This window comes from Arthrobacter sp. 24S4-2 (assembly GCF_005280255.1).
Lineage (GTDB): Bacteria > Actinomycetota > Actinomycetes > Actinomycetales > Micrococcaceae > Arthrobacter.
The window spans coordinates 5,133,360-5,158,220 of sequence record NZ_CP040018.1; the positions used below are offsets into that span (position 1 = coordinate 5,133,360).

The following is a 24,861-nucleotide window of genomic DNA, read 5'->3' on the forward strand; positions in this document are numbered from 1 at the left end:
CAGCTGGACGGCCGCCGCCTCAAGCCTGTGGATCTCCGGACTGCAGGTCGCCGCCGGGCTGGCTCTCGTGCTCCGGAACGGGGATCTCATGATTTTGTTCTGACCGCGCACAATCCCGTACGTGCTGGCTTCGGGCCAGCGGCCGTCGGCCCGGTTCCGCCTGACGATGTCCACTATTCTGGAAAGGATGAGTGAATCCCCAGAAACCCCTGAACCGACGAACGCCCAAACGCCGGAGGCCGCACCGGCTTCAGCCCAGGAATCAGCCCCGGAACCGTCCCAGGCGGCCCGTCCGGTAACCCCTGGGAGCCAGGCTTCGTTCGGCACATACGGCGGGCGGCCGGTCAGTTTCGTGCGCCGCGGCACCCGCCTGCAGGGACGCCGGCAGCTGGCCTGGGAGGAGCATTCGGACCGCTGGGCAGTGGACGTTCCGCGGCACATCGCCAACACCTCCGTACACCCGGACTACGTGTTCGACGCCGAGTCGGAGTTTGGCCGCAAGGCGCCCCTAATCGTGGAGATCGGCTCGGGACTGGGCGATGCTGTCTGCCATGCGGCCGAAGAGAACCCAGGCTGGGACTTCCTTGCCGTGGAGGTCTACACGCCGGGCCTTGCCAACACCATGATCAAGATCAACAGCCGCAAGCTCAGCAACGTCCGGGTGGTCGAAGCCAACGCCCCGGAGGTGCTTGCCACCATGCTGCCCGCGGGCTCCGTCAGCGAGGTCTGGGTCTTCTTCCCCGACCCCTGGCACAAGTCCCGCCACCACAAGCGCCGTCTGATCCAGCCTGAGTTCGCCGCCCTCGTCGCGACAGCTCTGCAGCCGGGCGGCCTGTTCCGGGTGGCCACGGACTGGTCCAACTACGCCGTGCATGTCCGCGATGTCATGGACGGCTCCGCCGACTTCGTGAACCTGCACGACGGCGAGCGTAAGGGACCCGAAAGCCCCCTCACCCAGGTGTGGCAGTCCGGCGTCGAGTCCCTGGTGGGCGGCGCGCCCGTGAAGGAGGGCCGCGCGCCGGTCAGCACTGAACATACCGGCCCGAACGAGGGCGTGGATGAAACCGGCGGCTGGGCACCGCGGTTCGAGGGGCGCATCCGGACCAGCTTCGAAAACAAGGCCCACGAAGCCGGCCGCCTCATCTTCGATCTTTGCTACCGGCGGCTGTAGGCGGGTGTCAGTTCACGCTGATGGCGCCGACCACTTCTTTGAGCAGGCCGATCCGCGGCTCCAGTTGGGGGTCAACGTACGGCCAAATGACCACAACGCCGATGAAGCGGCCCTTTTCCCATACCCCCACCGTGGCGGCCGCTTTTGCGTCGCCCCGCGCATCGTCATAACCGACCACGACCGCGTACGCGGCTTTGCCGGGAAGGTTCAGTTCACCCTCGGTCAGCAGGCTCCCGCCGCGCTCCTCCAGATAGTGGCCTGACATCAGGTGGGCCCAGCCGTTGGCCTGGGCCGGGCCGTCCACGGAGTTGTCATCCTTGATGACCGTGACCAGGATGTCCCCCAGCAGCCCGTACTGCTCGGTGCCGGGACCGGCGCTGGAATCGTCCAGCACCAGGGTGTGCTCGGGGAAGTCCGCCGTGAAACCAAGCGGGGATTCGATGTGAACTGTCATGGCTGGTGGTTGCTCCTTCAGCGAGGTTCAAGCAGCGGGGGTTCAAGTTGTGGGTTTTCAAGTTCTGCGGACCGGCACGTGGACTACATCCGGGACAGCTTCGTGTCGTTGGGGACCTTCTGGTACGTGCTGACGTTGGTGCTGACCTGGTTCTCCGTGCTCACCTTGACTTCACCGGCCTTGATGTCGAAGCCGGCCTCGTTGGAGGCTGTCACTACACTGTTCACCTGCACGGTGGCCGAGCCCGCTTCGTACAGTGTGGCGGCGTCCTGGGCGGCCGCGGCATTGTTCCCGAGCGCCACGTTCCGCATGTAGCTGTCGATCACGGCGCTGTTCTCCGGGGTGTAGTCGATATCGATCTTCACGGTCCCCTGGGTGCCGGCCGTGACGCTGGACTCGATATTGCCCGCCTTGACGTCCAGGCCTTCCTTGACGCCCTGCGCCACGGTTCCTTCCATGGACAGCGACACCGAGCTGACGTTGTTCTCCTTGTCCATATTCAGTTCCAGGCCGCCCTTGCCCGAAGCCTCGAACGTCCGCCCGTCCAGATCCAGGTTGCCTTCGGCGGAAACCTCCACGCTGGCCTTCGAGGTCCCGTCAGTCAGGTTCTTCTCGTAGGCCAGGTCCAGTTTGGCGGAGCCCGCGGCATCCGTGGACTTGGCCCCCGCCTCGAGCGAGAGCGATCCCTTGGCCTTGTCCTCGTGGCCGCTGGAACCGTTGTCCTTGGCGGCCCCGTCCAAGGTGTCCAGGATGTAGTCCGGCGGATTGCCGGCCACGTCCTTGATGTCACCAACACTGTCCGGCGGAAGGTCCTCGTACATCTGGTTCCGGGCCGCCATGGCCTCTTCGATGCTGTCGAACGTGTACTCGCGGGCCACTTCGCCGGTGAGGGTGGCCCCAGCGGAGCCCGTGGCGTCATTAACGCCCAGGCCCATGTTTCCATACACCTTCACCGTGGCTGAACCGTCCGCGTTTTCCACCACTTCGGTGCCCACCTCGGCGCCGCCGTGGACCCACAGGACGCGGGCTTCGATGGAGGCCCTGCCCGTCTCCGTGTAGACAGGGATGTCCTCCTTCGCCAGCTCCAGGAGGTGTTCGCGGGCGAGGTCCTGCGCGGATTCCGGGATCCCGCCGTCCATGGCCATCAGGTCCTTGGCCAACGGGCCGTCCGGGCCTTCGCCTTCGATCAGGTACTTCTTATCCTGAGCGGACAGGCTGTCCCACCATTTGGCCTGCTCCTCCGGGCCGGCACCGGACATCCTGTCCAGTTGGTCCTGCAGATCGGCCCGGTGCTCCGCCGCTTCACGGGCTTCCTCCAGCTTCTCCTGCGTCCAGTTCTTCAGCTGCTCGAACGTACCGGCCAGACCGCCGGCGCCCGCAGCGGTGCTGCCGGTGCCGGCCGCCGAGGACTTCTCCTGCTCGGCGGCGTGCTGGAGCAGGACCTTCGAGTTCCGCCGGAGGCTGGCCACCACCCGCTCGATGCTGGGCCGGTGGCTGCTGGTCCATTCCTGCCGGAAACGCTCGCCGTCGCCTCCTTTCCAGGGGGCGGCAAGAATCTGGCTCTGGAGCGACGAGGCCCTGGTGCTGAGCAGCGACGCAGCCTTGTCCGCCGCCTTGGCCAGCTCGCGAAGCTGATTGACGTCAGCACCGTAGAAAGTCATATGTCCCCCGGAGAATCAATCGGCTGCGAAGTAGCGGCTGCTCCACATCGTGCCATGGTGCACACGGGCCCGCCATGGGCATCACTCCCCATCAGGGCTCCGTCAACGCCCCCATCACGGGACGGGGATCTGTTCGGCAGCAGGTTCGCGTGGCACGATTGGGCCTACAACTGCCGGCGGGAACAGCCCCGCCAAAAGAACTTCACAGCGAAGAGAACTGCACGGCGAAGAGAACTGCACGGCGAAGAGAACTGCACGAGGGCCCCACCATCAAAAGAGAACTGAGAGAGGCCGCGGATACGGCCGAAGAAGTCACCAATTCACGTCCGCTGGAAATCATGGCCCGGGCCGGCTTCGCTGTGAGCGGCGTCCTGCATTTCCTGATGGGTTCCATCGCCCTCCGCCTTGCCATGGGCGGGGAGGGCAAGGCGGATGTCAGCGGTGCCGTGAAGGAGCTGGCCAGCCAGCCGGCCGGGCCCATCCTGCTGTGGAGCAGCTTCGCGGCCTGCGTGGCCCTGGCCATCTGGCAGACCAGCGACGCGATTTTCGATTACAGCCACCTGCCGAAAAAAGAGAAGGTCGGCCGGAAGCTCAAGGCCGCGGGGCAGGCCGTGGTGTTCGCGGCGTTCGCCGTCACGCTGGCCTCGTTCGCCATCGGAACGGGCAAGGACAACAGCCAGTCCACCAGCGACTTCACCGTGACCCTCATGAAGGCACCCGGCGGCGTTGCCCTGCTGATCATCATTGGCGCAGCGGTCGCCGTCACCGGAGTGGTGTACGCGATCCGCGGCGTCCGGAAGTCGTTCGAAAAGAACCTCAGGATGCCTGCCCCGGGCACCGCGCGCACGGCGGTCACCGTCCTGGGCGTGGTGGGTTACGTCGCGAAGGGCGTCGCGCTCCTGCTGGTCGGCCTGCTGATTGTCGTTGCCACCGCGAGGTCGCACCCGGAGGAATCCACCGGGCTTGACGGTGGATTGAAGGCGCTGCGGGACCAGCCGTTCGGCCTATACCTGCTGGCCGCCGTCGGAATCGGCCTCATCTGCTACGGGGTGTATTCGATGATGCGGGCAAAGCTGGCCAAAATGTGAGGCCGCCACTTACCGGCGCCCCGTTAGGGTGGAGGCATGCCCCAGGTACGCGCCGAACGATTCATCCGACTCGATCCGGAGACCGCCTTTGCGTTCTCCCAGACCACCGGCGACTTCCGGCTGAAGTGGGATCCCTTCATCTCGGCGCAGGGCTGGCTGGACGGGGCCCGGGCCGCCGGCAAGGGCGTCCGCACCCGCACCGTCTCAAAGATGGGGCTGGTGATGGTGAGTGAATACGTCTCCTTCTCACCGCCCCGGAATGTGGGCATGACCATGGTGTCCGGCCCCTGGTTCTTCGGCAACTTTGGCGGCGGGTGGAGGTTCACCCCGGCCGACGGCGGCACCCGCGCGGTCTGGAAGTACACCTTCTCCTGCCGGCCGGCATGGCTGCGGCCCGTCGCGGAGCGGGTGGGCAGCTGGCTCCTGGGCCGCGAAATCGAAAAACGCATCGAGGCCTTCGCCGGGGCGTGCGAGGACCCGCAACTCGTGGCGGAGTTCCGCGCCCTGCACCCCTAAGCCCACACCGCCGAAACCGTGGGTCCGTGCCGGGAGCTGCGTGCCGTCACGCAGTCGCCGGGCCGACCCCGCGGATTCGCTCGGCCGACGCCGGGCCGTACGCGCGATCCCGTCCGGAGTCCCCGAGGGCGGCCCGGACGCGCGCCCCGATTCCCTGCAGCCGGCCCAGCGGTTCAGTAGCGTAGACCAGCCGCACATACCGCGGCGCCACGTCCTGGCCCCACGCCGTCATGGGAGTGGCGGCGATCCGGCCGGCAGCCAGGAGCCGCCGCGACAGTTCCGGCGCATGCATCCCCAGCGCCTCGGCGTCCAGCAGCATCGACCACCCGCCCTCGGGAACCACGATGGGCAGCCCGGCCAGCTCGGCGATGACCAGGTCCCGGCGCGACTGCCACTCGCGGACGGCCCCGGCGATGCCGTCGTCGTCGTTGGTCAATGCGGCCAGCACCCCGGCCTGGCCGAAGCCGCTGGCCACGGTGGTGTTGTAGATCGCGGCGAGCGCCACGTCTCCCATAACCTCCGCCGGTCCGGCCGCCCAGCCAACCCGCCAGCCGATCATGCGGTAGTTCTTGGAGACGCCGCCCAGCGTGATGGTGCGGTGGGCAAGCTCGGGGAACGACGCCGGATGGCGGTAGGGCAGGCCGTCGAACAGGATCCGGTCCATGGCGGCGTCGTACAGCAGCCAGCAGTCCGCATGTTGGCAGGCATCACGGACGGCGCCCCATTCGGCGTCGTTGAACACGTGGCCGGACGGCATGGACGGGCTCATCAGCAGGATTGCCCGCGTGCGGGCGGAAACCGCTGCGGCCAGCCGTGCCGGGTCCAGGCGCCAGCGCCCTTCGTCAACCATCAGCGGGACAAACACCGGCACCGCCCCGGCAAGCCGGACGCGGTTGATCATGCCCGCATAGGTGGGGTCAGTGAGTATTACTTCATCGCCGTAGTCAACAGTGGCCAGGAGCACGCTGAGCATTCCCGCCAGAGCTCCTCCGGTGATCACCACCTCCGAGCGTGGATCGTAGGAGAGTCCCGTTTGCTGACGGAGCCGGTGCGCCACCGCCTGGCGGAGGGCCAGCGTTCCGGTGAAGGGGAGCCAGCTGTTGGCGGCCCTGCTTCCCACTGCCTCGCGGGTTGCGGTGATGGCCGACGGCGGCGGGGCCACATCCGTGTCCAGGTTCTCCATGCGGAGCACGTCGGGATCACCACCGACGGCGGCAGCCACCTTGTCGATGCCGAACGGCTCAATCCGGGCGAACCTCCCGGTCCTGCCGCGGACCATGTGCCCAGCGTCCCACCGGGCGCTGGCGGCGTCAATGGGCGCCGGAGGAGCCGTCCACCATGGAAATGACCGCTACCTTCTGCTGCCGTTCGTCGCGCAGTTCCACGCTGCTGATCCGGCTGATCTGGGTGGGGGTTGCCCCGGTGATCCTGGACCGGCCTCCGGGAGTCGCGGACCAGCTGCAGGCCCGGTCCTCGGTGCCGTTCTGGCCCTTGACCCACAGGGACAGCGTGCCCTGGGTGGGCAGGCTGGTCCCCGTGAACGAGACCTCAGTTCCCCAGGCTTTCTTCAGGAGGGCCAGCTGGACCTGCAGCCCGCCCGGGGCCTCCACCGAATAGCTCGCATCGGGCTTGGGCGGCTGGTTGAACAGCGGAGCGGCCACGACTCCCAAAGCCAGGCAGGCGGCGGCCACCGCCCCGACGAACGCCGCCCACCGCCGTCGGGATTTCCGCCGCCGCACGGCCAGCTCGTCCAGCAGCACGGCGGGGTCCCCCGCGGAAACCGCGTCCCCCAACGAAGTGGTTTCCGCGGGGCCGGTCAGGGCGACGGCGTCGGGAACAGGAAGGGCATCCAGCAGCGCGGGCAGGCTGGCGAGATCGTCCAGCTCCCGGCGGCAGTCCGCGCACCCGGCCAGGTGCTCCTCAAACACCAGCGCGTCGGCAGGCTCCAGCCCGCCCAGAAGGTACGCCCCCAGCAGCTGGTGCAGGTCCTCGGCGCTCACCGCTGCACCCCCATTTCGTCCAGGATGGTCCGCAGCGCCCGCACCGCGTAGAAGGCACGCGACTTCACGGTACCTGCGGGGATGTTCAGTTCCACGGCCGCTTCCGTGACCGTGCAGCGGCGGTAGTGCAGGGCCACCAGGACATCCCGGTGTTCGGTGCTCAGCCGCAGCAAGGCTTCCTCCATCAGCACGCGGTTGAGCAACTCATCAACGCGTTCGGTTGCTTCCGCCGGATCCGCCATGTCCCGTTCGCCCGCCTCGACCGGACGGCGCTGGGCCTTGCGGTAGTTGTCGATCATGATGTTCCGGGCGGTGCGGAACAGGTAGCTCCGCAGGCTGCCGGTGATCTGCGGCGCCTGCTGCCAGACGCGGAGCACTGTCTCCTGGACCACATCGTCAGCGAGCTGCGGGTCCCGGGAGGCGCTCAGCACGAAACGCCGCAAGGCGGCGCCGTGTTCGCGGTAGATCGCCGCCACCACATCTTCATCGAGCGGCATCCGTGCCCCTCCCGCTGTGCTGATCGTTTCCTGCATTGTGTGTGCTGCCTCGTGATGCTTCCGCGGCCGGCCGAACGCCCGCCGTTCCCTCGTTACGACGCCCATGGGGCACAAACGGTTCAGAGTGCCGCCGCATTGAACCATTCTCCGCCCAAGGACGTCGTACCGGTTAGCGCCGGGCCGCTCCGTTTGGCCGGCACGAAACCAAGGAGCTGGACATGAAAAAGCAACTGGGTATCAGCTTGTCCGTTGTGGCGCTGGCAGCGGTTCTCGCCGGCTGCGGAGGAGGTGCGGGAACATCGTCACCCACCACCGCGGAGGGTTCGACGGCGGCCTCCGCCCCGGCGGAAAGCTCGGCGCCGGCGTCGTCCCCGGTCCCCGCCGGCGCGGCAGAACTGAAAACGGCTTCATCGGGCGCCGGCCAGATCGTGGTGGACGCCAAAGGCATGAGCGTCTACTTCTTCACCAAGGACGTCAAGGACTCCGGGACGAGCGCCTGCACGGGCTCGTGCATTGTGGCATGGCCGCCGGTCCTCACCGACTCGGCGTCGCCCGCAGTTGAGGGCGTCACCGCCACGGTGGGAACCATCCCGACGCCGGAGGGCAAGAAACAGCTGACCGTTAACGGGCTGCCGGTGTACTACTACGCCAAGGACAAGTCCGCCGGGGACATCACCGGCCAGGGCGTCGGCAACGTCTGGTATCTGGTGGGCCCGGCCGGCGACATGGTGAAGGCCATGACCGGAGGGTACTAGCCGGCCGCTACAGCGGGGGCTAGCTCCCCGGCGACGGGCTGTGGCCAGGGAGCGGCAGGTCCACGGGCGGTGTGGGCACCAGCCCGGACGGGTCGGGGCTCACCGGCGAAGAAGGCAACGGCTTTCCGGAAGGCAGCTGGCCTGATCCCGGCAGTGTGCCCAGGTCCCGGGGATCGGGTTTCGGCAGGTTGAGGCCCGGGGTGTGGGCTTGGCTTGGCGACGGGGAGGCGGGAACGGCCGGCCTCCCCTGGCCAGGGTGCCCGCCAGGCACGGAACTGCCGTCCGAGGGAGAAGGGGCCGGCGCCGTGGGCGTGGACGCGGGCGAACCCGGCACCGCTCCGGCGGGATCCGTGGCGGGCTGGCCGCCGGTCTTTCCCCCGGTTCCAGAGGTCACCGTCCCCACAAAGAGCGTCACCGCATGGCCGACGTTTCCCAAGGTATGGCGGATGTTTTCATCCGACGCGGCGGCAGCGGCTCCGCCGGCGGCAAGGGCGGCCGCGACAGACAGGGCTGTGAGCGGGAGCCGGCTCTTGCGCCGGCGTCGGGCAGCCAGTTCGTCAACCACCGGTTCCGCCTGCCCGGCAGCCGGCAGGCCGGAGGCAGCTTCGGCGGGCACGGGAAGCGGCAAGGGGAGAGCCGCCAGCGTCGCGGGCGTGGCCATCAGCGCTTCCACTGCGGCGGACGGGCGGGGGCTGCCGCCGGCCAGGGCACGAAGTTCCAGCAGCACGGGGCGAAGATCGCCGGCGTCGTCCATGCCGGCGTCGGCCAGCAGTTCGTCGATGATCCGCTGGTTCGGGGATGAGGAGTTGTCACTCATGATGTGCCTTGCTTCCTATTGAGGCGCGTTCCCTGAGGGCGCAGAGCGCCCGGCGATACAGCTGTTTAACGGCTCCCGGCGTCCTGCCCATGATCTCCGCGGCCTGTTCAATGGACAGGTCCGCGACCACCCTGAGGGCGAGGACTTCCTGGTAATCCGGGCTCAAGCCGTCGAGGAGGGCTCCGGCGCCGCCATCAACCTTGGCGAGTGCGAGGTCCTCGGCCGAGGGCGTTCTGCGTGCGTCGAACTCGGACTCATAGGGGCTGAGGGACGGGGTGCGTTCATTGCGGCGGTAATGGTCCACCATGCGCGCGTGGGCAATGGAGAAGATGAGTGACTTTGCGCCCTGGACTCCGCCCTGCAAGCCGTCGAGCTTCGGGTAAAAGGCCAGGAACACGTCCTGGGTGACCGCTTCCGGGTCATCCACGCCCCGGGCCCGCAGGTAGCCGAGCACCGCGCCCGAGAACTTGCGGTAGACAAGGGTGAACAGCACGGCGGGGTCGGCCCCGTCCGTGTGAACGTATTCATCTGCCAAAGTTTCGAGCACCCTAGGGCTCCTCCATCCCACGCAGCGCGGTCACCTGTTCCAGGTCACGGAAGGCAGCGGACCAGCGCCTGTTGCACCGCGGGACTCCCGCCAAAGCGAAGGAGTCCCGCGATCCACCATAGCGGCTGTACTACGGACGGCCGGCAGAGGTGGGCAGCTCGGGGAGATGGGTGGGGACCTCAGCGGGGAGCTCAGGAGCCGAGGGAACTGCTGCCTGGGTGGGGAGTTCCGGGGCGGCCGGAACTGCCGGCGCTTCCGGGGCCTCGACGTTCGCGGCGGCGTCGCCCGATCCGGAAACCTCAGCCTTGTGGCTGCCGGATTTGCCTGCTGCGTTACCTGCCGCAGCTACGTCTGCGCAGAAGGACTCGATGTTGGCTTCGCCCTTGGCAGCAACGGTGAGGGACTTGAAACCGGTGGAGCTTGCGTCCAGGCCGCCCTTCGTGAAGGCTGTGCACAGGCCGAAGGCGGCGGGGCCGGTTGCATCCGGACCAACAGCCGTTGCGGATGCCTTGGCCTCGGCGTTCTCGCCCTCAACGGCGCCGGCAGCAGCAGCTGACGGGGCGTCAGACGCAGTGGCTTCAGCGTTGGCGTCGGCCGTGGCGGTCTTGGACACGCCGCCGACGTGCGGGGCGGGGGCGCCGAGCAGCTCGTGGGCGCTCTGCTGGACGTCAGAGGGAAGCGCTCCGGCAAAGGCGGCTGCGCCGGTGCCACCGACCGCCAGCGTGCCGGCCGCCAATACGCTCGCGGCAACCTTACTAGTGGCAAAAACAGTGAACAAAGACATGGAACCCTCCGAAAACATATACAACAGTGTCAGTAACGGCCAGGTTGATTCCGGCCTCAAGCTGCGCGGACGCGGTCCGCACTCCCCTTACATCGCTGCGGATTCCGAAAAGGTTACGCGGCGCCCAAAATTCTTTTCGAAGGCGTCCGCGGTGGCGGCATTAGGTCGTGGCTCTCCGGCTGGACGCCCCGGCGAAGGCGCTCCACCGGAACAGCTGACCCGGGGTCAGCGTTAGGCGGCGGGAAGGATGAAGGTCACCGTAGTGCCCGCGCCCGGTGCGCTGGTCAGGCTGATTGAGCCGCCGTGTCCTTCGATGATGGTCTTGCTGATGGGGAGGCCAAGGCCCGCCCCGGGAATAGCTGTGTTGCGGGCCCGGGCGGAACGGAAGAACTTGGCAAATGCCTGTTCCTGGTCCTCCTCCGTCATGCCGATGCCCGTGTCGGTGATCGAGCAGACCAGGTCTTTGCCGTCCCTGCGGGCCCGGGCGGTGATCCGTCCGCCGTCCGGTGAATATTTCACTGCGTTCGACAGCAGGTTGCCCACCACCTGCCGGATCCTGACGGGGTCCACCCGGGCGGTCAGCGGTTCCTCGGCGTCGAGCACCAGGTCCACTCCGCAGATGGCCGCCTGCGCGTGGGTAGCAGCCACGGCACCGGCCAGGAGCTTCGCGATGTCCGTCTCCTGCAGGACGAGGTCCACCTTTTCGGAAGCGACGGCAATCAGGTCATTCACGAGGCCCATCAGGTGGTTGGCATTCCGCTCCACGATCCGCAGCTCAGCCTCTATGCCCTCATGGCCGGGCTCGTCCAGGGCCAGTTCCAGGTAGCCGAGTATGGACGTCAGCGGCGTGCGCAGCTCATGGGAAACCGTGGCGACGAAGTTGTCCTTGGCGGCGAGCGCGTTGATCAGGGCCGTCACCTCGGCGAAGGTGACGACGGCACCGGCACTGGCGCCGTCCCGGGACCGGATGGCACGGCCGCTGACGGAATACGCCCGTTGCTCTGCGTCCTCGCCGGACCAGTACAGCTCATTGGCGAAAGTCTCACCGCGGGAGGCCCGCGCGGAGGGGAGTCCGTCCGGCGGGACAGGGGTGGTCCTGTCGCTGTGAAACAGCGCCGAAGGCCCCGCGGCCGGGGCAAGCCGGGCCAACGCAGGATCGGTCCGCATCGCCCGGTTGGTCAGCACGTCCTTGCCGTGCCCGTCCACCACCCACACGCCAACATCCACGGTTGAAAGAACCGCATCAAGCAGCCCCTGCCGTTGAACGCTCTCGGCGAGGGTGGCTGCCAGATCGCGGTCCTTGCTGACCAGTGTCCTGCGTTGCCGGTAAAGAGCGCCGGCTACGAGGTGGGCGGTCACGGCGATCGCGGCCATCACCAGAGGGAGGAAGATTGTCCGGATCATCGAACCCTGCGCCAGGTCCGCACCCAGGGCTGCTGCGGGGACCACCGTGCTGAGGACGGTCGCAATGACTGCCAGGACAACACGGTGCCGGTATCGGCTCGCGGACAGCCAGATCACCGGGAAGACCAGCATCAGGCTGAGGACGTTAAAGCTGGGTCCGCCGGCCTGCCGCGTAAATCCGACCGCCACGCAGTCGAGGACGGGAATCAGCGTGAATGCTTCGGGATGCAGCCGCCCCCAGGGAACAGCTGCACAGAGTGCGAACAGCGCGGCATGGGCCAGCAACGCAATCCGGAACGTGCCGTCCGCCAGAGTTGCCGGGCTGAAAATCGCCGCGGCAGCAACAACGAGGACCATGGTGACCGTGAGGGGCAACTGGCTCATCACCATCCGCCCCCGGACGCCTAACCTGCCGAATATCCGGTCGATCCCGTCGGCCAGCAAAGTGGCGTCAGCAGGTGGGCTGCTGACGTTGGACCCGGCCGGCCGCCGCACCACGCGAAGCGGACGACATAGTTCTTGGATACGATTCATGGCTCTGTCCCCCCGGCACAGAAAAGAAGCCCCCGGGCTGCTTCAAGGGCGCTGCCCACAGTGTAAACCGGCACGGCGCGGGAATGCCATGCGACGCCACCGTGACGCGACCCGCCCCTAACGGACGACGTCGAGCCTCACCACAGTGCCGCCGTCGCGGTCCGCGAACAGCGCCACCGCCGTGCTGGACTCCGCGGGGAAGACCTGGTCCGTGAGCGTGGCCAGGCCGTCCTGCGCAAAGACCTCCACCGAGCATCGGTCCAGATGGATCTCCAGCTTCAGGCGCCCGCCCTCCAGCGGCACCGCCACGCGTTCCACCGACGCGAAGGCCTCATGGAACTCCGTGTTGCCGGACGCCCGCCGGTCCAGGCTGAGCACGCCCAGGCCGGAATCGTAGGCCAGGACAGTCTGTTCGCCATTGCCGCAGCGGAGCAGAAGGCCCGTTTCCCCGGCCGCCGCCGGCTCCAGTTCGACGTCGATCCGCAGCACGTCGCCGGAGGCGTCCGACGGCAGCCATGTGGTGCCGGCGTCCAGCGGCTGCCCGGCCAGGGTGTACGCCGCAGCCGGGCTTCCGCCGAACGGGTCCACCGCTGCCTGGACCAGCACCACCTTTCCGCCGCGGCGGGCCAGCCTGACTTCCCGGACCAGGGACATGGCGCCGCGCCAGCCGGTGGTGGGTGTGGCGGCGCCGTACTGCCAGTTGCTCATCCAGCCGATCATGAGCCGCCGGCCGTCCGGTGCGTTGCTGAAGGAAACGGCCGCGTAGTAGTCCCGGCCCCAGTCCAGCCAGCCGTACTCCGCCATCCTGCTGTCATCTTGCTGGAGTCCCCCAGTGACAGTGGTCTCCGAAACGAACGCGACGCCGTCGAACGTTCCGATGAAGTACTGGCCGCCTGAGCCGCCGGCGATTCCGCCGGGGCTCAGGTTCACCACCAGCACCCACTTGGTGTTTTCCGCGTCGCCGTCCACCGGAAGTTCAAACAGGTCAGGGCACTCCCACACTCCGCCGGTGGCGTTCGCCGGGCCGAAGGTGCTCAGGTACTCCCAGGTCTTCAGGTCCGCGGACTTGTAGAGGACCACTTCCCGGTCCGTTGCCTCCACGGCCACCATTACCCAGTAGCTGCCGGCGTCGCCGTCGTACCGGAAGACCTTCGGGTCGCGGAAGTCCGCGGATGCGCGGTCCAGCACCGGGTTCCCGGCGTACTTGGTCCAGGTGGCGCCGTCGTCCGTGCTGTAGGCGAGGGACTGCGCCTGCCGGCCGCCCAGCTGGGAGGCGGGCGAATAGGCGCTGGTGTAGACGGCCACCAGCGGGGGGTTGTCCGCGGTGCCGAAACCGCTGGTGTTCCGCACGTCCAGGACGGCCGAGCCGGAGAAGATGGCTTCCTGTCCGTCGCAGGAGATGGCCACGGGCTGTTCGTCCCAGTGCAGCAGGTCCGTGGAGGTGGCGTGCCCCCAGGACATGTTGCCCCAGTCGTTCCCGGCGGGGTTGTGCTGGTAGAAGAGGTGGTACGTGCCGTTGGCGTAAACCAGTCCGTTGGGGTCGTTCAGCCAGTTGCGGCCGGCGGTGTAGTGGTGCTTCGGCCGGTACCGGCAGTCGAGCGCGGTGGTGGTTGTCATGGGGTTGTTGTCTGCTTTCACGGTGTGGCCGGGGCGGTGCGGGCCAGAGCGAGGGGGTACGGAGCGGCGGGCTTTAGCCCTTGACGCCGCTGGACGCGATGCTGTTGATGAAGGAGCGCTGGAAGGCGATGAAGAGGACCACCACGGGAACCGTGATGAGTGAGGCATAGGCCATTACTTCGCCCCAGGAGACGTTGAGCTGGAAGAAGTACTGGATGCCGATCATCACCGGGCGCAGTTCCTCGGACTGGACCACCATGAGGGGCCACAGGTAGGAGTTCCAGGCCGGCAGGAAGGTCAGGATCGCCACCGTGGCGGTGGCGGGTCCGGCCAGCGGCATGACCACCTGGCGGTAGATCTTGAACCAGCCCGCACCGTCGATACGGGCGGCCTCATCCAGTTCCTTGGGAATCGACTCGAAGTACTGGTGGTAGAGGTAGATGGAGAACGCGTTGGCGATGAACGGGATGATCTGCACCTGGTAGGTGTCCAGCCAGCCCTTGGAAATCTCGAGGCTGAAGCCGTTGAGTTCGAAGTATGGCAGCTGGTTGACCCACCAGACCAGGGGCAGGGCCAGGGTCTGGAAGGGCACGATCAGGGTGGCCAGGATGACGGTGAACACCACCCTCTTGCCGCGCACTTCCATGCGGGACAGGGCGAACGCGCAGAGGCTGTTGACGAAGATGCCCAGGACCACCGTGACGGCAGAGATGCCGATGGAGTTCACCAGGAAGCGTGCCGCCGGGACACGGTCGAACACGGCCGCGTAGTTGTCGATGGAGATGTTTCCCACCGGCAGAAAGGCCGCCACAGAGGACATGTCCCCGAAGATCTGGGTGTCCGGCTTCAGCGAGGACACCAGCATGAAGACGATCGGGAAGGCGGCGACGGCGGCAAACAGGATCCGCACCAGCATGGTTGACGCAGTACTGAGTCGAAGCGAATTTTTCACGTCAGTCCTTCTCTCGGGTCAGGTAGCGCTGCACCGCTGAGATGAGCAGCACCAGGACGAAGAAAACCAGCGAGATCGCGGAGGCGTAGGAGGTTTCCTGCTGCTTGAAGCCGGAGCGGACGGCCTCGTAGATGATGGTGGTGGTGGAGTCGAGCGGGCCGCCCTGGGTCATGACACTGACCTGGTCGAAGAGGCCGAGGGCCTGGATGGTGATGGTCACCAGCACCAGGCTGCGGGTGTGCTTCAGGCCGGGCCAGGTGACATACCGGAACTGGTGCCAACGGCTCGCGCCGTCGAGCTGGGCCGCCTCGTACAGTTCACCGGAGATGCTCTGCAGCCCGGCGAGCCAGATGATCATGTGGAACCCGGCCGCCTGCCAGATGGACAGCGCGATGATGGCCGGCATGGCCGTGGCGGGGTCGTTGAGCCAGTCCGCGCCCTGGATGAGGCCGAAGCTGAAGGTGGACAGCAGTTCGTTGATCAGGCCGTCCTTGCGGTACATGAACAGCCACAGCAGCGAGACCACCACCATGGAGGTGACCACGGGCAGGAAGTAGATGGTGCGGAAGAAGTTCACGCCGCGGAACTTCTTGTTGATCAGCAGCGCCATGGCCAGGGCCAGCGCGGACTGCACCGGGACCACCACCACGGCGAAGTACGTGACGTTCAGGAGCGCGCGCCAGAAAGTGGGGTCCGCGAACAGCCGGGCAAAGTTGTCCGCGCCGACGAATTCCACTGGCCGCGGCGAGATCAGCCGGGCGTTGGTGAAGGCCAGGCCGAAGCCCAGGATGGCCGGAAGGAACACAAAGAGCAGCAGCAGTATTGCCGCAGGGGAGATCATGCCCCAGCCGCTGATCTGTTCGCGCAGGAAGCCTGCCCGGCGGCGCGGTGCGGCCGGCACCGGGTGGGACGCCGTCTTGACGGCGGGACGGGGACGGGTGGGAAGTGGGCTGGTTGTCATGGGATTCTCCGTTGACCTGCAGCGCCGGGGTACGACGACGGCGGGACGCACCCGCCGCCGTCGTGCTCCGCGGCTGCGCTAGTTCTTGTAGCCGCCGTTGGACTTGATGTTGGCGTCGATGGCCTTGACCGCCTTGTCCAGGGCCGCCTGCGGATCGGCGCCGGCCAGGACGTCCTGGACGGCCTTGCCGAATTCGGTGGAGATGAACGGGTAGGCCGGGGTTTCGGGACGCATCACCGCGTACTTGCGGGAGAAGTCCATGAAGATCCGGTTCGCGCCGCCATCGGCGAAGGCGGGGATCAGGGCCGCGGCCTCATCCGTTGCCGGAATGGTTCCCGTTGCCTTCGCCACCGCGGCCAGGTTGTCCGGCTTCAGCGAGTAGGAAATGTAGTCCATGGCGGCGTCGGTGTTCGCGCAGCCCTCCGTGACGCCCCACTGCCAGGAGGCGCCGCCGATCTTGGGGCCGTTGCCGAGGTCCACCGTGGGCATGACCACCAGGTCCTCGCCGAGGGCGGCGCGGGCCTTGTCCGCGGCCCACGAGCCTGTGTACAGCAGGCCGCTCTTGTTGTTCAGGAAGTCCTGGGTGGAGTCCTTGCCGCTCTTCGTTGCCATAAAGCCCTGGTCCGCCAGCCCGCGGAACCACTTGGCCCACTCCACGGCCTTGTCCCCGTTGAGGACGCCGTCCGCCGACTGGAAGCCGTCGCGGTTGATGAGGTCCGCGCCGAAGGACTGCAGGAACGGCGAGTAGCCGTAGGGCAGCCATTCCCCGCTGCCGGCCGTGCCCATGTCCAGCGGGTACTCCCACTTGCCCAGGGCCTTGAGTTTGGTCAGTGCGTCCTGGAACTCGTCCTTGGTCCAGGGCTTGTCCACCGTTGCCACCCGCACGCCGGCGGCCTTGAGGTCGGAGGCCCGGGCCAGCATGGCCAGCGCGACGTCGTAGTAGCCCACGGCGTAGGTTTCCCCGTTCCATTTGGCCACGGTGCTGGGGAGGTTCTTGGACAGGTCCGTGGACAGCTTCAGCGGCGTCAGGTACTTGGCCCACGCCCAGTTGGGCACGTTGGGCCCGTCGATGTCCACGATGCAGGGCAGCTTGCCCGCGGCCGCTGCGGAGACAACGGAGTCGTTGTAGGAGTCCTGCGGAAACGCCTGCACCTTGATTTTGGCCTTGGCGCCGCTGCTCTTGTTATATGAGTCCACGACGCCCTGGATCGCCTTGAGCTCCTCTGGGTTTCCGGCGTTGTGGGTCCACATGGTGATCTCGTTGGAGCCTTCGGACGTGGCCGAGGCGCTCCCCTTGCCGCAGGCGCCCAGGCTGCCAACGAGGGCGGCCGCGGCTATGCTGGTGGCCAGGATCCGGGTGAATCGCTTGTTCATGAGCGGAGTCTTTCTGCTTATTTTGTATGCGGATGATTAGCCCGGGTCCGTTGGGGGCGCGGCCGGTGCAACGGCTGCGTCCCTTTTGCGGGAACCGGGTGGGGTGCAGTGCTGTGAAGCGTTGGAGGTTGCGCTAGTGGGGCGGGACCAGGCCAGAGGGACTCAGTCGGAGGGGCTCAGGCGGCGGCGGGCCGACCGACCCTCTCTCGATGAGCGGGCAGGAGACTTTCTCCTGGACCGGCGCCGATCCGGGAGTTTCGATATCGTCGAGGAGCCGGGTGACGGCCCAGCGTCCCATTTCGTAGTGCGGAAGGGCCACGGTGGTGAGGCCGGGCCAGAGGGCCGCGGCGATCAGCTCGAGGTTGTCCGTTCCAACAACCGACAGGTCCTCCGGTATGCGAAGACCCAGGACGGAGGCGGCCTGGTAGGCGCCCATTGCCACGCGGTCGCTGAAGCAAAACAGTGCGGTGGGCCGCTCCGGACGGCTCAGCAGTTCCAACGCGGCTTCCCGTCCGCCTTGGGTATCGGCCACACCGGTGGTCACGAGGTCCGGGGTGAACCCGAGTCCGTGCCGGCCCAGGGTGTTCCGGTAGCCCTGCAGCCGTCCGTGGGTTGCCGGGATGTCGTCAGCGTTGTTCAGCATCCCGATCCGGGTATGGCCGGCCTTGATCAGTGCTTCCACTGCCGTTTCCGCCGCCGCAACCTCGTCGGGGACCACCGAAGAGATGGATTCGTCGGAGCTAACGGCATCGAGAAGGACCGTGGGCAGTGTTCCCAGTTCCGCCGGGAAGCTGACCCCCTGGTGGTACATCCTGGCGTAGACGATCCCGTCAACCTGGTGCTGCTGCAGCGTGCGGATTTCGCGGTTTTCCAGTTCAGGGTCGCCGCCCGAATTGACCACCATGAGCACGTAGCCGCGTTCGTAGGCGGCGTCCTGCGCACCCCGGATCATGGCGCCGGCAAAGGGTGTGGTGGTGATTTCGTCGCTGACGAGGCCCAGGATCTGCGAGCGCTGGTTGCGCAGCCCGCTGGCCAGCCGGTTCGGCGCGTAGCCAAGGTCTTTGGCAATTGCGCGGATGTGCTCCTGGGTTTCCGCTTTGACCCGGGAGCCGCCGGTGGTGTTGAGGGCGTGGGACACCGTGGTCACGGAGACCCCGGCAGCTTTCGCCACGTCCCTTATCCCGACTTTCGTCACCATTGACTGTCCTTTGCAAAACGTTTTGGCATGTTGTGTCCATCACACTACACAAAACGTTTTGGCACTGTCAAGCGACTTAACCGCAGGGAGGCAGGAAAGACCTCAGGCCGGTGCTGTGAAAAGATCAAGCATGCGTCCGATGCAGCACTCCAGCAAACTCCAGAATGTCCGCTATGAACTCCGCGGGCCCATCCTCCAGGCGGCCAAGGAGATGGAGGCAGAAGGGCACCGCATCCTCAAGATGAATCTTGGCGACACCGCACCATTCGGACTGGAAGCGCCCGAATCCGTTGTGGTGGACATGATCCACCACCTGCGCGGGGCGCAGGGCTACAGCGATTCCAAGGGCATCTTCTCGGCCCGCACCGCCATTTCGCAGTACTACCAGACCCGCGGGCTCATGCAGATCGGCGTCGAGGACATCTTCATCGGCAACGGCGTGAGCGAACTGATTTCCATGTGCCTGCAGGCGTTCATGGAAAACGGCGACGAGATCCTCATTCCCGCCCCCGACTACCCCCTGTGGACTGCGGCCGTGACACTGACCGGCGGCAAGCCCGTGCACTACCTGTGCGACGAGGACGAGCACTGGTGGCCGGACATGGCCGACGTCGAGGCGAAGATCACCAAGCGCACCAAGGCCATCGTGATCATCAACCCGAACAACCCCACGGGCGCTGTCTACCCTCGGCACATCCTGGAGCAGTTTGCGGAGCTGGCCCGCAAGCACCACCTGGTGCTGTTCTCCGATGAGATCTACGAGAAGATCCTGTACGAGGAGGCCCAGCACATCCATACGGCCTCCGTGGCCGAGGACGTCTGCGTCCTGACTTTCAGCGGCCTCTCCAAGGCCTACCGGATGCCGGGGTACCGCGCGGGCTGGGTGGCCGTCACCGGCCCGCTCGCGGCAACACTGGCCTACCGGGAAGGCCTGGAGCTGCTGGCGTCCCTGCGCCTCTGCCCCAACGTCCCCGCCCAGCACGCCATCCAGACGTGCCTTGGCGGCTATCAGAGCATCGAGGCCCTGGTCCGGCGCGGCGGCCGCCTTCGCGAGCAGCGGGACCGGGCCCATAAGCTGCTCACGGCCATTCCCGGCGTCACGTGCGTCCCCGCAGCGGCGGCCATGTACCTGTTTCCCCGGCTGGATCCTGAGCTCTATCCGTTCCAGAGCGACGAACAGTTCGTCCTGGACCTGCTGCGCGAACAAAAGATCCTGGTCTCACACGGCTCGGCCTTCAACTGGCCCCGGCCGGACCACTTCCGTTTCGTCATCCTGCCCGCCGTCGAAGACATCGAGGAAGCCGTGCGGCGGATCTCCACGTTCCTCGCCTCGTACCGGAGCAGCGCAGCGGAATAGGGATGCCGCCCCGGGGTCCCCGGCACCCGCCAGTCCATCGCGGACCGTTGACTTGTCTCGTGGACTTAATTTAGCGTTCCCCGAACTGACAACGTTGTCTTCCTGCGGAAAGGCACGCGCGATGAAGGGCGACCTCAGCACTATGTACACAACACGAACCGTAAGCTTGCGGGCAATCACCGGCGTGGCATTGGCGGGCCTGGCCCTCGCGGGTGCCCTGGCCGGATCCGTCCCGGCCGGAGCGGCCACCACGCCGGGCGAAGAGCAGTACCGCCCGGCGATCCATTTCTCGCCGGAAAAGAACTGGATGAACGATCCCAACGGGATGGTCTTCTACAAGGGCGTTTACCATCTCTACTACCAGCACAATCCGTCCGGAAACACATGGGGAAACATGTCCTGGGGCCATGCGACGTCCACAGACCTGGTCCACTGGAAGGAGCAGCCGCTGGCCATCCCCACCGATGACCAGCAGGACATCTTCTCCGGCAGCGTGGTGGTGGACAAGAACAATTCCTCCGGCTTCGGCACGGCCACGAATCCTCCGCTGGTGGCCATTTTCACGAGCGCCTACAAGGATGCGTCCCCGTACCGCGGGCTGCAGGCGCAGTCACTGGCCTACAGCCTGGACCAGGGCCAGACCTGGACCAAGTACGCCCAGAACCCCGTCCTCAACCGCAACTCGCCCAACTTCCGCGACCCGAAAGTCTTCTGGTACGAAACCCCCGATGGCGGCGGCTACTGGGTGATGGCCGCGGTGGAGGCCCTGGACCACAAGGTGCTCCTTTACAAATCCAGCAACCTCAAGGACTGGACGGAACTCAGCGCCTTCGGGCCGGCCAATGCAACGGGAGGCCTGTGGGAATGCCCCGACCTGTTCCCGCTGGCCGTGGACGGGAACCCGGACAACGTCAAGTGGGTCATGGTGGTCAACATCAACCCCGGCGGCGTGGCAGGGGGTTCTGCCGGGCAGTATTTCGTTGGCAACTTCGACGGCACCACCTTCACTTCGGACACTACCGACCCCGTGGATTCCCTGCCGGCCGGAACCCCGCTGGCCGGTTTCAACGACGGCAGCTACGGCGGCTGGACGGTCAACAACGAACCGGGCAACTGGAAGAACGGGCCCTTCGGCAGCGCACCGGCACAGGGAACCCTGACCGGCCAGAACGAGGTGACCGGCTATGCGGGTGCGGGGCTGGTCAATTCCTTTAACGACGGCGACTGGCCGCTGGGCTCCGTGAGTTCACCGCAGTTTACGGTCGGCAGTGACTACATCAACTTCCTGGTGGGCGGCGGACAGCATCCGCGTGTGTCGGACAAGCTGGATAACGCCGCACCGGCAGGAGACCTGCTGTTCAACGGCTTCGAGGTTCCGGACGGCAGCACCCTGGCCGATGCCGGCTGGACCGGAACCGCGGACCTGGCGCCCGAGTTCCAGCCGGCCACGGCAGGCGGCGATTACTTCATCGGGGCCAAACGGATCAACACCTTCGAAGCGGGCGGCGCCCCGGGTGATGACCGCCAGGGCACCCTCACGTCCCCGGCCTTCACCGTCACGCGGAACTTCATGAGCATGCTCGTGGGCGGCGGTCAACGCGGCGCGGCCTCCGGGGAGGTCCTGGAAGCCCAACTCCTGATCGATGGCAACGTTGTCAGGACCCTGAGCGGAGATAACGCCGGCGCCCTCAATTGGAAGGGCTGGGACGTTGCTGAGTTCGCCGGCCGGAGTGCCCAGCTGAGGATTGTGGACCAGGCGACCGGCGGCTGGGGACACCTCACCCTTGACCACGTCATGCTGACCGACCAGGCGGCCGTTCCCCGCTCGGACGAGACCACAGCCAACCTCGTGGTGGACGGGCAGGTGGTCCGGTCCGCCACCGGAGCCAACAGCGAAGTCCTGGACTGGGCATCGTGGAATGTCGCGGAGTTCAGGGGCCGTCAGGCCAGCATCCGGATCGTGGACAACAACCGTTTCGGCTGGGGGCACATCCTGGCCGATGAGTTCGTTGCTTCGGCACGGCCGGCCAAGCCCCGGCTGCAGGGCTATGACTGGCTGGACTACGGTCGCGACTACTACGCCTCGGTTTCCTTCGGCAACATGCCCCAGAACAAGCGCGTCATGCTCGGATGGATGAACAACTGGGACTACGCCAACCTCGTCCCCACTTCCCCTTGGCGCAGTGCCATGTCGCTGCCCCGCGAAGTGGGCCTCACCCAAACGGCCGACGGGCCCCGGCTGACCCAGAAGGCGGTGAGCCAGGTGGACAAGCTGGCCGCCAAGTCTTCTTACAGCGAGAAGACGGCCCGCAGTATTGCACCGGGCGTCCACCCGCTTCCGGCCGCGGCGTCGGGCGATGTCCAGAGGATCGATGTCACGTTCGCCCCGGGGACGGCAGCCAAGTCCGGCATAACGGTCCTGGGAGACGGAACAACGTCCACCGAGATCGGCTACGACGCAGCAACCGGCGGGGTCTACGTGGACCGGAGCAATTCCGGCAACACCGGCTTCCACCCGCTGTTCACGTCGGTGGACTCGGCGCCCGTGACCGTTGATGGAAGCGGCAACGTGACCCTGCGGATCTACGTTGACCGCGCGTCGGTGGAGGTTTTTGCCCAGAACGGCCTGCGCACCATTACGGACCAGGTGTTCCCGGGTGCCGGCGCCGGTCAGGTGGCCCTCTTTGCCGAAGGCGGCACGGCCAGGGTCAAGTCGCTCACGGTCACCCCGCTGGCCGGGTCAATGTTCACGAGGTAGACCCCTGGTGGTCGGGCCCGTTGGATCGCGACGGGCTCGACCACCGGCAGGCTCGCTCCCCGATATCAGCCCGACGGCGGCGTGAACTGGCTCGCTGTGAACTCTGCTCCCCAGGGGTCGCGGATCCGCGCCGAACGCGTCCAATCGGTGTCGTACCGTTGAAGGACTGCGGCTCCGAGGCGCCTGGCCAGATCTGCTGTCTGGTCCCGGTCAGCGACCGTGAACGAGACGTGCCACTGCGCCGGCTCACCGGGATCCGCCGGCTTGACCCAGGCGACCGCGTCCTCGAAGCCGACTGGAGTAAAGTCCCCGGCCTGCCGGGCCCTGATGTCAGGGTCCACGGTGGCCTCCAAGTGGTCGCCGTACCCCGGCCTGCGGATCATCGTCCCGAAGCCCAGCTCATCGAACTGCCAGCCGAATGCCGCCACGTAAAAGCCCGTTGCCGCTGTGATGTCAGCTGTGTGTAGGTCGCTGAAATTCCAGCCGCCGGGCACGTTGACCGCCTGGGCGCCTGGCCGCGCCCCGGCTTGCCACAACCGGAAACCGGCGCCTTCAGGATCGGTCAGCACTGCCCGCACGCCCCCGGCCCCGCTTTCAGCCGGCGCCGACTGAAGAGCCGCTCCGAGGGACACCAGGTGCCGCACGGCGGCATCAGCGTCATCCACCGCCACATGCGTATTCCACGCGGCGGGCCCGTTGCGTGGACCGCCGACGGCTCCGACTTCCTGGCCGTTGAGCGTGGCCACGGCGTACCTGCCATGTGCACCGGGAACCAGGGCTTCTTCGAATTCCCACCCGAACAGTCCGCCATAAAACCGGATGGCAGCATCCATGTCGGGCTGCCCGGTGTCCACCCAGGAGGGTACGCCTGGCGGATACGTCCGGCCGGTCACATCTGGAAGTCGTTCCATGGATACGACCCTAGACAGCCCGACCGGATCCGGCAACGCCTCCGGGCCATCCACTGCACCGTCAACCGGCGGCTGCCAGCGGGGGCTGTCAGCCGACGGGCTGGAGCCAGGTCAGGACTGAACCGTCCCCTTCGATGTGGCGCCCCAGCTCGCCGTTGAAAACCGCACCATAGTCCGCGCTGATGTGTTCCTGGAACGCGGCCTCGTCCCGGTACACCTCGAAGACGAAGTACTCCCTCGGGTTCGACTCGCGCGTGTAGGGCAGGAACAGTTCGTTGCCCGGTTCGCTGCGGACCTTCTCGGTGAGCTCGCGCATCATTTCGGCCACCCGGGCTTCGCTGCCGGGCTTCACGGTGAATTCGGCGTAAAGCGTTTTGGTCATGGTGCTCCCTTTCGAGGATGTGTGTGCATTGGGTCTGTGCTGGGGCGAGGCAAAAGCGGACGGGGCCGGCAGCTCAGGACGGCGGGATCTCACCGGAGCCCCGCAGGATGAGTTCCGACGGCACGACGTACGTCGCCGGGGCAATCCGGTCGCCGTCGATGCGGGCCAGCAGGCGCTCCGCCGCGAGCTTGCCTATGCGCTCCGGGTGCTGGGCAATCACGGTGATCCCCGGTTCCATCATGTCCGCCAGAGTGAAGTCGTCGAACCCCACCAGCGCCACGCGTTTGCTGGCACCCAGCTCCTTGAGCGCCCTCATCACTCCGAAGGTGACCAGGTTCTGGCTGGAAAAAATGGCGGTGGGCGGGTCGTCCGAGGCCAGGAGCTCCCGTGCCGCCAGCCGGGCCGACTCCTCGTCATGCAGTCCTTCGCGGACGGGAACAGCTGACGTCGCGACGCCGGCCCTCCCGAGTTCCTCGATGAATCCCCGCCTCCGCTCCCGCGCCGTTTGGATTTCGGTGCGGTCGCCCAGGTAGGCGAGCTTCCTGTGCCCGTGGGCCAGCAGGTGGGAAGCCGCTGTAGCGGCACCGACGGCGTTGTCCGTCACCACGGCATCGGCTTCGATGCCTACGGGTTCGCGGTCGATGAACACCATGGGCAGGTCCCGGGAGTGCTCCGGGATGACGTAGGCCTGGCTCTTGGCAATGGGCGTCAGCACCAGGCCGTCCACCCGCCGGCCCAGGAAGGCGGCGACAAGTGCTTTCTCACGCTGGGGATCGTCGTCCAGGCTGGCGGCGAACACCGCGATCCCGCGTGCAGCGAGTGCGTCCTCCAGCGCCCGGTGGATCTCTCCGCTGAACGGGTTGGACACGCTGGGCAGCAGCAGGCCGATGCTCAGCGTCTGCCGCCCGGTCCGCCGGAGGCTTCCCGCCGCCATGTCCAGCTGGTAGTTGAGCTGCTGGGAGGCCCCGAGTACGCGGAGCCGGGTGGACTCGGAAACGCCCGGTTCATCGTTCATGACACGCGACACCGTCTTGATGCCAACCCCGGCCAGCGCCGCCACATGGCGCATTGTGGGCCTGCCCTGCATCGCCTCTGCTTGGTAACGATTAGACATCGTTGTCAA

Annotated in this window: 23 protein-coding genes; 6 read left to right on the forward strand and 17 right to left on the reverse strand. The window is 66.7% G+C overall.

Features of this window, described 5'->3' with window-relative positions:
• The first annotated feature begins 187 nt into the window (after positions 1 to 187).
• Positions 188 to 1,171, forward strand: coding sequence for a tRNA (guanosine(46)-N7)-methyltransferase TrmB (gene trmB / locus FCN77_RS23855; protein WP_137324279.1), 984 nt, complete (start codon positions 188 to 190; stop codon positions 1,169 to 1,171).
• A gap of 7 nt (positions 1,172 to 1,178) precedes the next feature.
• Here the strand turns inward: trmB and FCN77_RS23860 are convergent, their stop codons facing one another.
• Together FCN77_RS23860 and FCN77_RS23865 are read right to left on the reverse strand one after the other, a co-directional pair.
• The gene (locus FCN77_RS23860) at positions 1,179 to 1,625 is read right to left on the reverse strand and encodes a hypothetical protein (RefSeq protein WP_137324280.1); all 447 of its coding nucleotides are present in this window, start codon (positions 1,623 to 1,625) and stop codon (positions 1,179 to 1,181) included.
• Between the two features lie 83 nt (positions 1,626 to 1,708).
• Positions 1,709 to 3,286 (reverse strand): WXG100 family type VII secretion target, encoded by a 1,578-nt coding sequence (locus FCN77_RS23865; RefSeq protein ID WP_137324281.1) that lies wholly within the window; start codon positions 3,284 to 3,286, stop codon positions 1,709 to 1,711.
• A 281-nt stretch (positions 3,287 to 3,567) separates the two neighbouring features.
• Between FCN77_RS23865 and FCN77_RS23870 the strand changes: the two genes are divergently transcribed.
• Together FCN77_RS23870 and FCN77_RS23875 are read left to right on the forward strand one after the other, a co-directional pair.
• The gene (locus tag FCN77_RS23870) at positions 3,568 to 4,374 is read left to right on the forward strand and encodes a DUF1206 domain-containing protein (protein ID WP_137324938.1); all 807 of its coding nucleotides are present in this window, start codon (positions 3,568 to 3,570) and stop codon (positions 4,372 to 4,374) included.
• A 36-nt stretch (positions 4,375 to 4,410) separates the two neighbouring features.
• The gene (locus FCN77_RS23875; protein ID WP_137324282.1) at positions 4,411 to 4,890 is read left to right on the forward strand and encodes an SRPBCC family protein; all 480 of its coding nucleotides are present in this window, start codon (positions 4,411 to 4,413) and stop codon (positions 4,888 to 4,890) included.
• A 46-nt stretch (positions 4,891 to 4,936) separates the two neighbouring features.
• Here FCN77_RS23875 and FCN77_RS23880 read toward each other — a convergent pair whose 3' ends face one another.
• Genes FCN77_RS23880 through FCN77_RS23890 form a run of 3 tightly spaced genes read right to left on the reverse strand, consistent with a single transcriptional unit; the run spans position 4,937 to position 7,387 of the window.
• Positions 4,937 to 6,169, reverse strand: coding sequence for a pyridoxal phosphate-dependent aminotransferase (locus FCN77_RS23880; RefSeq protein WP_254678729.1), 1,233 nt, complete (start codon positions 6,167 to 6,169; stop codon positions 4,937 to 4,939).
• Between the two features lie 31 nt (positions 6,170 to 6,200).
• Positions 6,201 to 6,890 (reverse strand): anti-sigma factor, encoded by a 690-nt coding sequence (locus FCN77_RS23885; RefSeq protein ID WP_137324283.1) that lies wholly within the window; start codon positions 6,888 to 6,890, stop codon positions 6,201 to 6,203.
• Complete coding sequence (locus FCN77_RS23890; RefSeq protein ID WP_137324284.1) at positions 6,887 to 7,387, reverse strand: sigma-70 family RNA polymerase sigma factor; 501 nt, start codon at positions 7,385 to 7,387, stop codon at positions 6,887 to 6,889. Before FCN77_RS23890 ends, FCN77_RS23885 begins: the two co-directional genes overlap by 4 nt.
• 218 nt (positions 7,388 to 7,605) lie before the next feature.
• On the opposite strand from FCN77_RS23890, the gene FCN77_RS23895 reads away from it, so the two are divergent.
• Complete coding sequence (locus tag FCN77_RS23895) at positions 7,606 to 8,142, forward strand: hypothetical protein (RefSeq protein WP_137324285.1); 537 nt, start codon at positions 7,606 to 7,608, stop codon at positions 8,140 to 8,142.
• 19 nt (positions 8,143 to 8,161) lie between these two features.
• Here FCN77_RS23895 and FCN77_RS23900 read toward each other — a convergent pair whose 3' ends face one another.
• From FCN77_RS23900 to FCN77_RS23940, 9 genes are all read right to left on the reverse strand, one after another.
• The gene (locus FCN77_RS23900) at positions 8,162 to 8,959 is read right to left on the reverse strand and encodes a hypothetical protein (RefSeq protein ID WP_137324286.1); all 798 of its coding nucleotides are present in this window, start codon (positions 8,957 to 8,959) and stop codon (positions 8,162 to 8,164) included.
• Positions 8,952 to 9,506 carry an RNA polymerase sigma factor gene (locus FCN77_RS23905; protein ID WP_137324287.1) on the reverse strand — a complete coding sequence of 185 codons (555 nt, stop codon included), beginning with the start codon at positions 9,504 to 9,506 and terminating at the stop codon, positions 8,952 to 8,954. The genes FCN77_RS23900 and FCN77_RS23905 overlap by 8 nt, the downstream gene beginning before the upstream one ends.
• A gap of 130 nt (positions 9,507 to 9,636) precedes the next feature.
• The gene (locus FCN77_RS23910) at positions 9,637 to 10,290 is read right to left on the reverse strand and encodes a protein tyrosine phosphatase (RefSeq protein ID WP_137324288.1); all 654 of its coding nucleotides are present in this window, start codon (positions 10,288 to 10,290) and stop codon (positions 9,637 to 9,639) included.
• A gap of 231 nt (positions 10,291 to 10,521) precedes the next feature.
• The gene (locus tag FCN77_RS23915) at positions 10,522 to 12,228 is read right to left on the reverse strand and encodes a cell wall metabolism sensor histidine kinase WalK (protein ID WP_137324289.1); all 1,707 of its coding nucleotides are present in this window, start codon (positions 12,226 to 12,228) and stop codon (positions 10,522 to 10,524) included.
• Between the two features lie 117 nt (positions 12,229 to 12,345).
• Positions 12,346 to 13,845, reverse strand: a complete 1,500-nt coding sequence (locus tag FCN77_RS23920) for a glycoside hydrolase family 32 protein (RefSeq protein WP_137324290.1) — start codon at positions 13,843 to 13,845, stop codon at positions 12,346 to 12,348.
• A 73-nt stretch (positions 13,846 to 13,918) separates the two neighbouring features.
• Positions 13,919 to 14,797: a carbohydrate ABC transporter permease gene (locus FCN77_RS23925; protein ID WP_137324291.1), complete on the reverse strand. Its 879-nt coding sequence runs from the start codon at positions 14,795 to 14,797 to the stop codon at positions 13,919 to 13,921.
• A 1-nt stretch (position 14,798) separates the two neighbouring features.
• Positions 14,799 to 15,758, reverse strand: a complete 960-nt coding sequence (locus FCN77_RS23930) for a carbohydrate ABC transporter permease (RefSeq protein ID WP_137324292.1) — start codon at positions 15,756 to 15,758, stop codon at positions 14,799 to 14,801.
• Between the two features lie 78 nt (positions 15,759 to 15,836).
• Positions 15,837 to 17,132 (reverse strand): sugar ABC transporter substrate-binding protein, encoded by a 1,296-nt coding sequence (locus FCN77_RS23935; protein ID WP_137324293.1) that lies wholly within the window; start codon positions 17,130 to 17,132, stop codon positions 15,837 to 15,839.
• Positions 17,133 to 17,265: 133 nt separating this feature from the next.
• Positions 17,266 to 18,330, reverse strand: a complete 1,065-nt coding sequence (locus tag FCN77_RS23940) for a LacI family DNA-binding transcriptional regulator (protein ID WP_175417379.1) — start codon at positions 18,328 to 18,330, stop codon at positions 17,266 to 17,268.
• Between the two features lie 130 nt (positions 18,331 to 18,460).
• Between FCN77_RS23940 and FCN77_RS23945 the strand changes: the two genes are divergently transcribed.
• Both FCN77_RS23945 and FCN77_RS23950 read left to right on the forward strand, forming a co-directional pair.
• Positions 18,461 to 19,687 (forward strand): pyridoxal phosphate-dependent aminotransferase, encoded by a 1,227-nt coding sequence (locus FCN77_RS23945; RefSeq protein ID WP_137324294.1) that lies wholly within the window; start codon positions 18,461 to 18,463, stop codon positions 19,685 to 19,687.
• Positions 19,688 to 19,808: 121 nt separating this feature from the next.
• On the forward strand, positions 19,809 to 22,445 hold the full coding sequence (locus FCN77_RS23950; RefSeq protein WP_254678730.1) for a GH32 C-terminal domain-containing protein: 2,637 nt from the start codon (positions 19,809 to 19,811) through the stop codon (positions 22,443 to 22,445).
• Between the two features lie 65 nt (positions 22,446 to 22,510).
• On the opposite strand, the gene FCN77_RS23955 is transcribed toward FCN77_RS23950, so the two are convergent.
• The 3 genes from FCN77_RS23955 to FCN77_RS23965 form a co-directional block, all read right to left on the reverse strand.
• Complete coding sequence (locus tag FCN77_RS23955; protein ID WP_254678731.1) at positions 22,511 to 23,356, reverse strand: VOC family protein; 846 nt, start codon at positions 23,354 to 23,356, stop codon at positions 22,511 to 22,513.
• 88 nt (positions 23,357 to 23,444) lie between these two features.
• Positions 23,445 to 23,738, reverse strand: a complete 294-nt coding sequence (locus FCN77_RS23960) for a putative quinol monooxygenase (protein WP_137324295.1) — start codon at positions 23,736 to 23,738, stop codon at positions 23,445 to 23,447.
• Positions 23,739 to 23,811: 73 nt separating this feature from the next.
• The gene (locus FCN77_RS23965; RefSeq protein ID WP_137324942.1) at positions 23,812 to 24,807 is read right to left on the reverse strand and encodes a LacI family DNA-binding transcriptional regulator; all 996 of its coding nucleotides are present in this window, start codon (positions 24,805 to 24,807) and stop codon (positions 23,812 to 23,814) included.
• Positions 24,808 to 24,861 lie beyond the last annotated feature (54 nt).

Coding starts and splice junctions, on each gene's coding strand:
- FCN77_RS23960 (WP_137324295.1), bottom strand. CDS start 23,738: ATGACCAAAACGCTTTACGCCGAATTCACCGTGAAGCCCGGCAGCGAA.
- trmB (WP_137324279.1), top strand. CDS start 188: ATGAGTGAATCCCCAGAAACCCCTGAACCGACGAACGCCCAAACGCCG.
- FCN77_RS23915 (WP_137324289.1), bottom strand. CDS start 12,228: ATGAATCGTATCCAAGAACTATGTCGTCCGCTTCGCGTGGTGCGGCGG.
- FCN77_RS23965 (WP_137324942.1), bottom strand. CDS start 24,807: ATGCGCCATGTGGCGGCGCTGGCCGGGGTTGGCATCAAGACGGTGTCG.
- FCN77_RS23940 (WP_175417379.1), bottom strand. CDS start 18,330: ATGGTGACGAAAGTCGGGATAAGGGACGTGGCGAAAGCTGCCGGGGTC.
- FCN77_RS23865 (WP_137324281.1), bottom strand. CDS start 3,286: ATGACTTTCTACGGTGCTGACGTCAATCAGCTTCGCGAGCTGGCCAAG.
- FCN77_RS23890 (WP_137324284.1), bottom strand. CDS start 7,387: ATGCCGCTCGATGAAGATGTGGTGGCGGCGATCTACCGCGAACACGGC.
- FCN77_RS23930 (WP_137324292.1), bottom strand. CDS start 15,758: ATGACAACCAGCCCACTTCCCACCCGTCCCCGTCCCGCCGTCAAGACG.
- FCN77_RS23945 (WP_137324294.1), top strand. CDS start 18,461: ATGCGTCCGATGCAGCACTCCAGCAAACTCCAGAATGTCCGCTATGAA.
- FCN77_RS23950 (WP_254678730.1), top strand. CDS start 19,809: ATGAAGGGCGACCTCAGCACTATGTACACAACACGAACCGTAAGCTTG.
- FCN77_RS23860 (WP_137324280.1), bottom strand. CDS start 1,625: ATGACAGTTCACATCGAATCCCCGCTTGGTTTCACGGCGGACTTCCCC.
- FCN77_RS23900 (WP_137324286.1), bottom strand. CDS start 8,959: ATGAGTGACAACTCCTCATCCCCGAACCAGCGGATCATCGACGAACTG.
- FCN77_RS23935 (WP_137324293.1), bottom strand. CDS start 17,132: ATGAACAAGCGATTCACCCGGATCCTGGCCACCAGCATAGCCGCGGCC.
- FCN77_RS23955 (WP_254678731.1), bottom strand. CDS start 23,356: ATGGAACGACTTCCAGATGTGACCGGCCGGACGTATCCGCCAGGCGTA.
- FCN77_RS23895 (WP_137324285.1), top strand. CDS start 7,606: ATGAAAAAGCAACTGGGTATCAGCTTGTCCGTTGTGGCGCTGGCAGCG.
- FCN77_RS23920 (WP_137324290.1), bottom strand. CDS start 13,845: ATGACAACCACCACCGCGCTCGACTGCCGGTACCGGCCGAAGCACCAC.
- FCN77_RS23910 (WP_137324288.1), bottom strand. CDS start 10,290: ATGTCTTTGTTCACTGTTTTTGCCACTAGTAAGGTTGCCGCGAGCGTA.
- FCN77_RS23880 (WP_254678729.1), bottom strand. CDS start 6,169: ATGGTCCGCGGCAGGACCGGGAGGTTCGCCCGGATTGAGCCGTTCGGC.
- FCN77_RS23875 (WP_137324282.1), top strand. CDS start 4,411: ATGCCCCAGGTACGCGCCGAACGATTCATCCGACTCGATCCGGAGACC.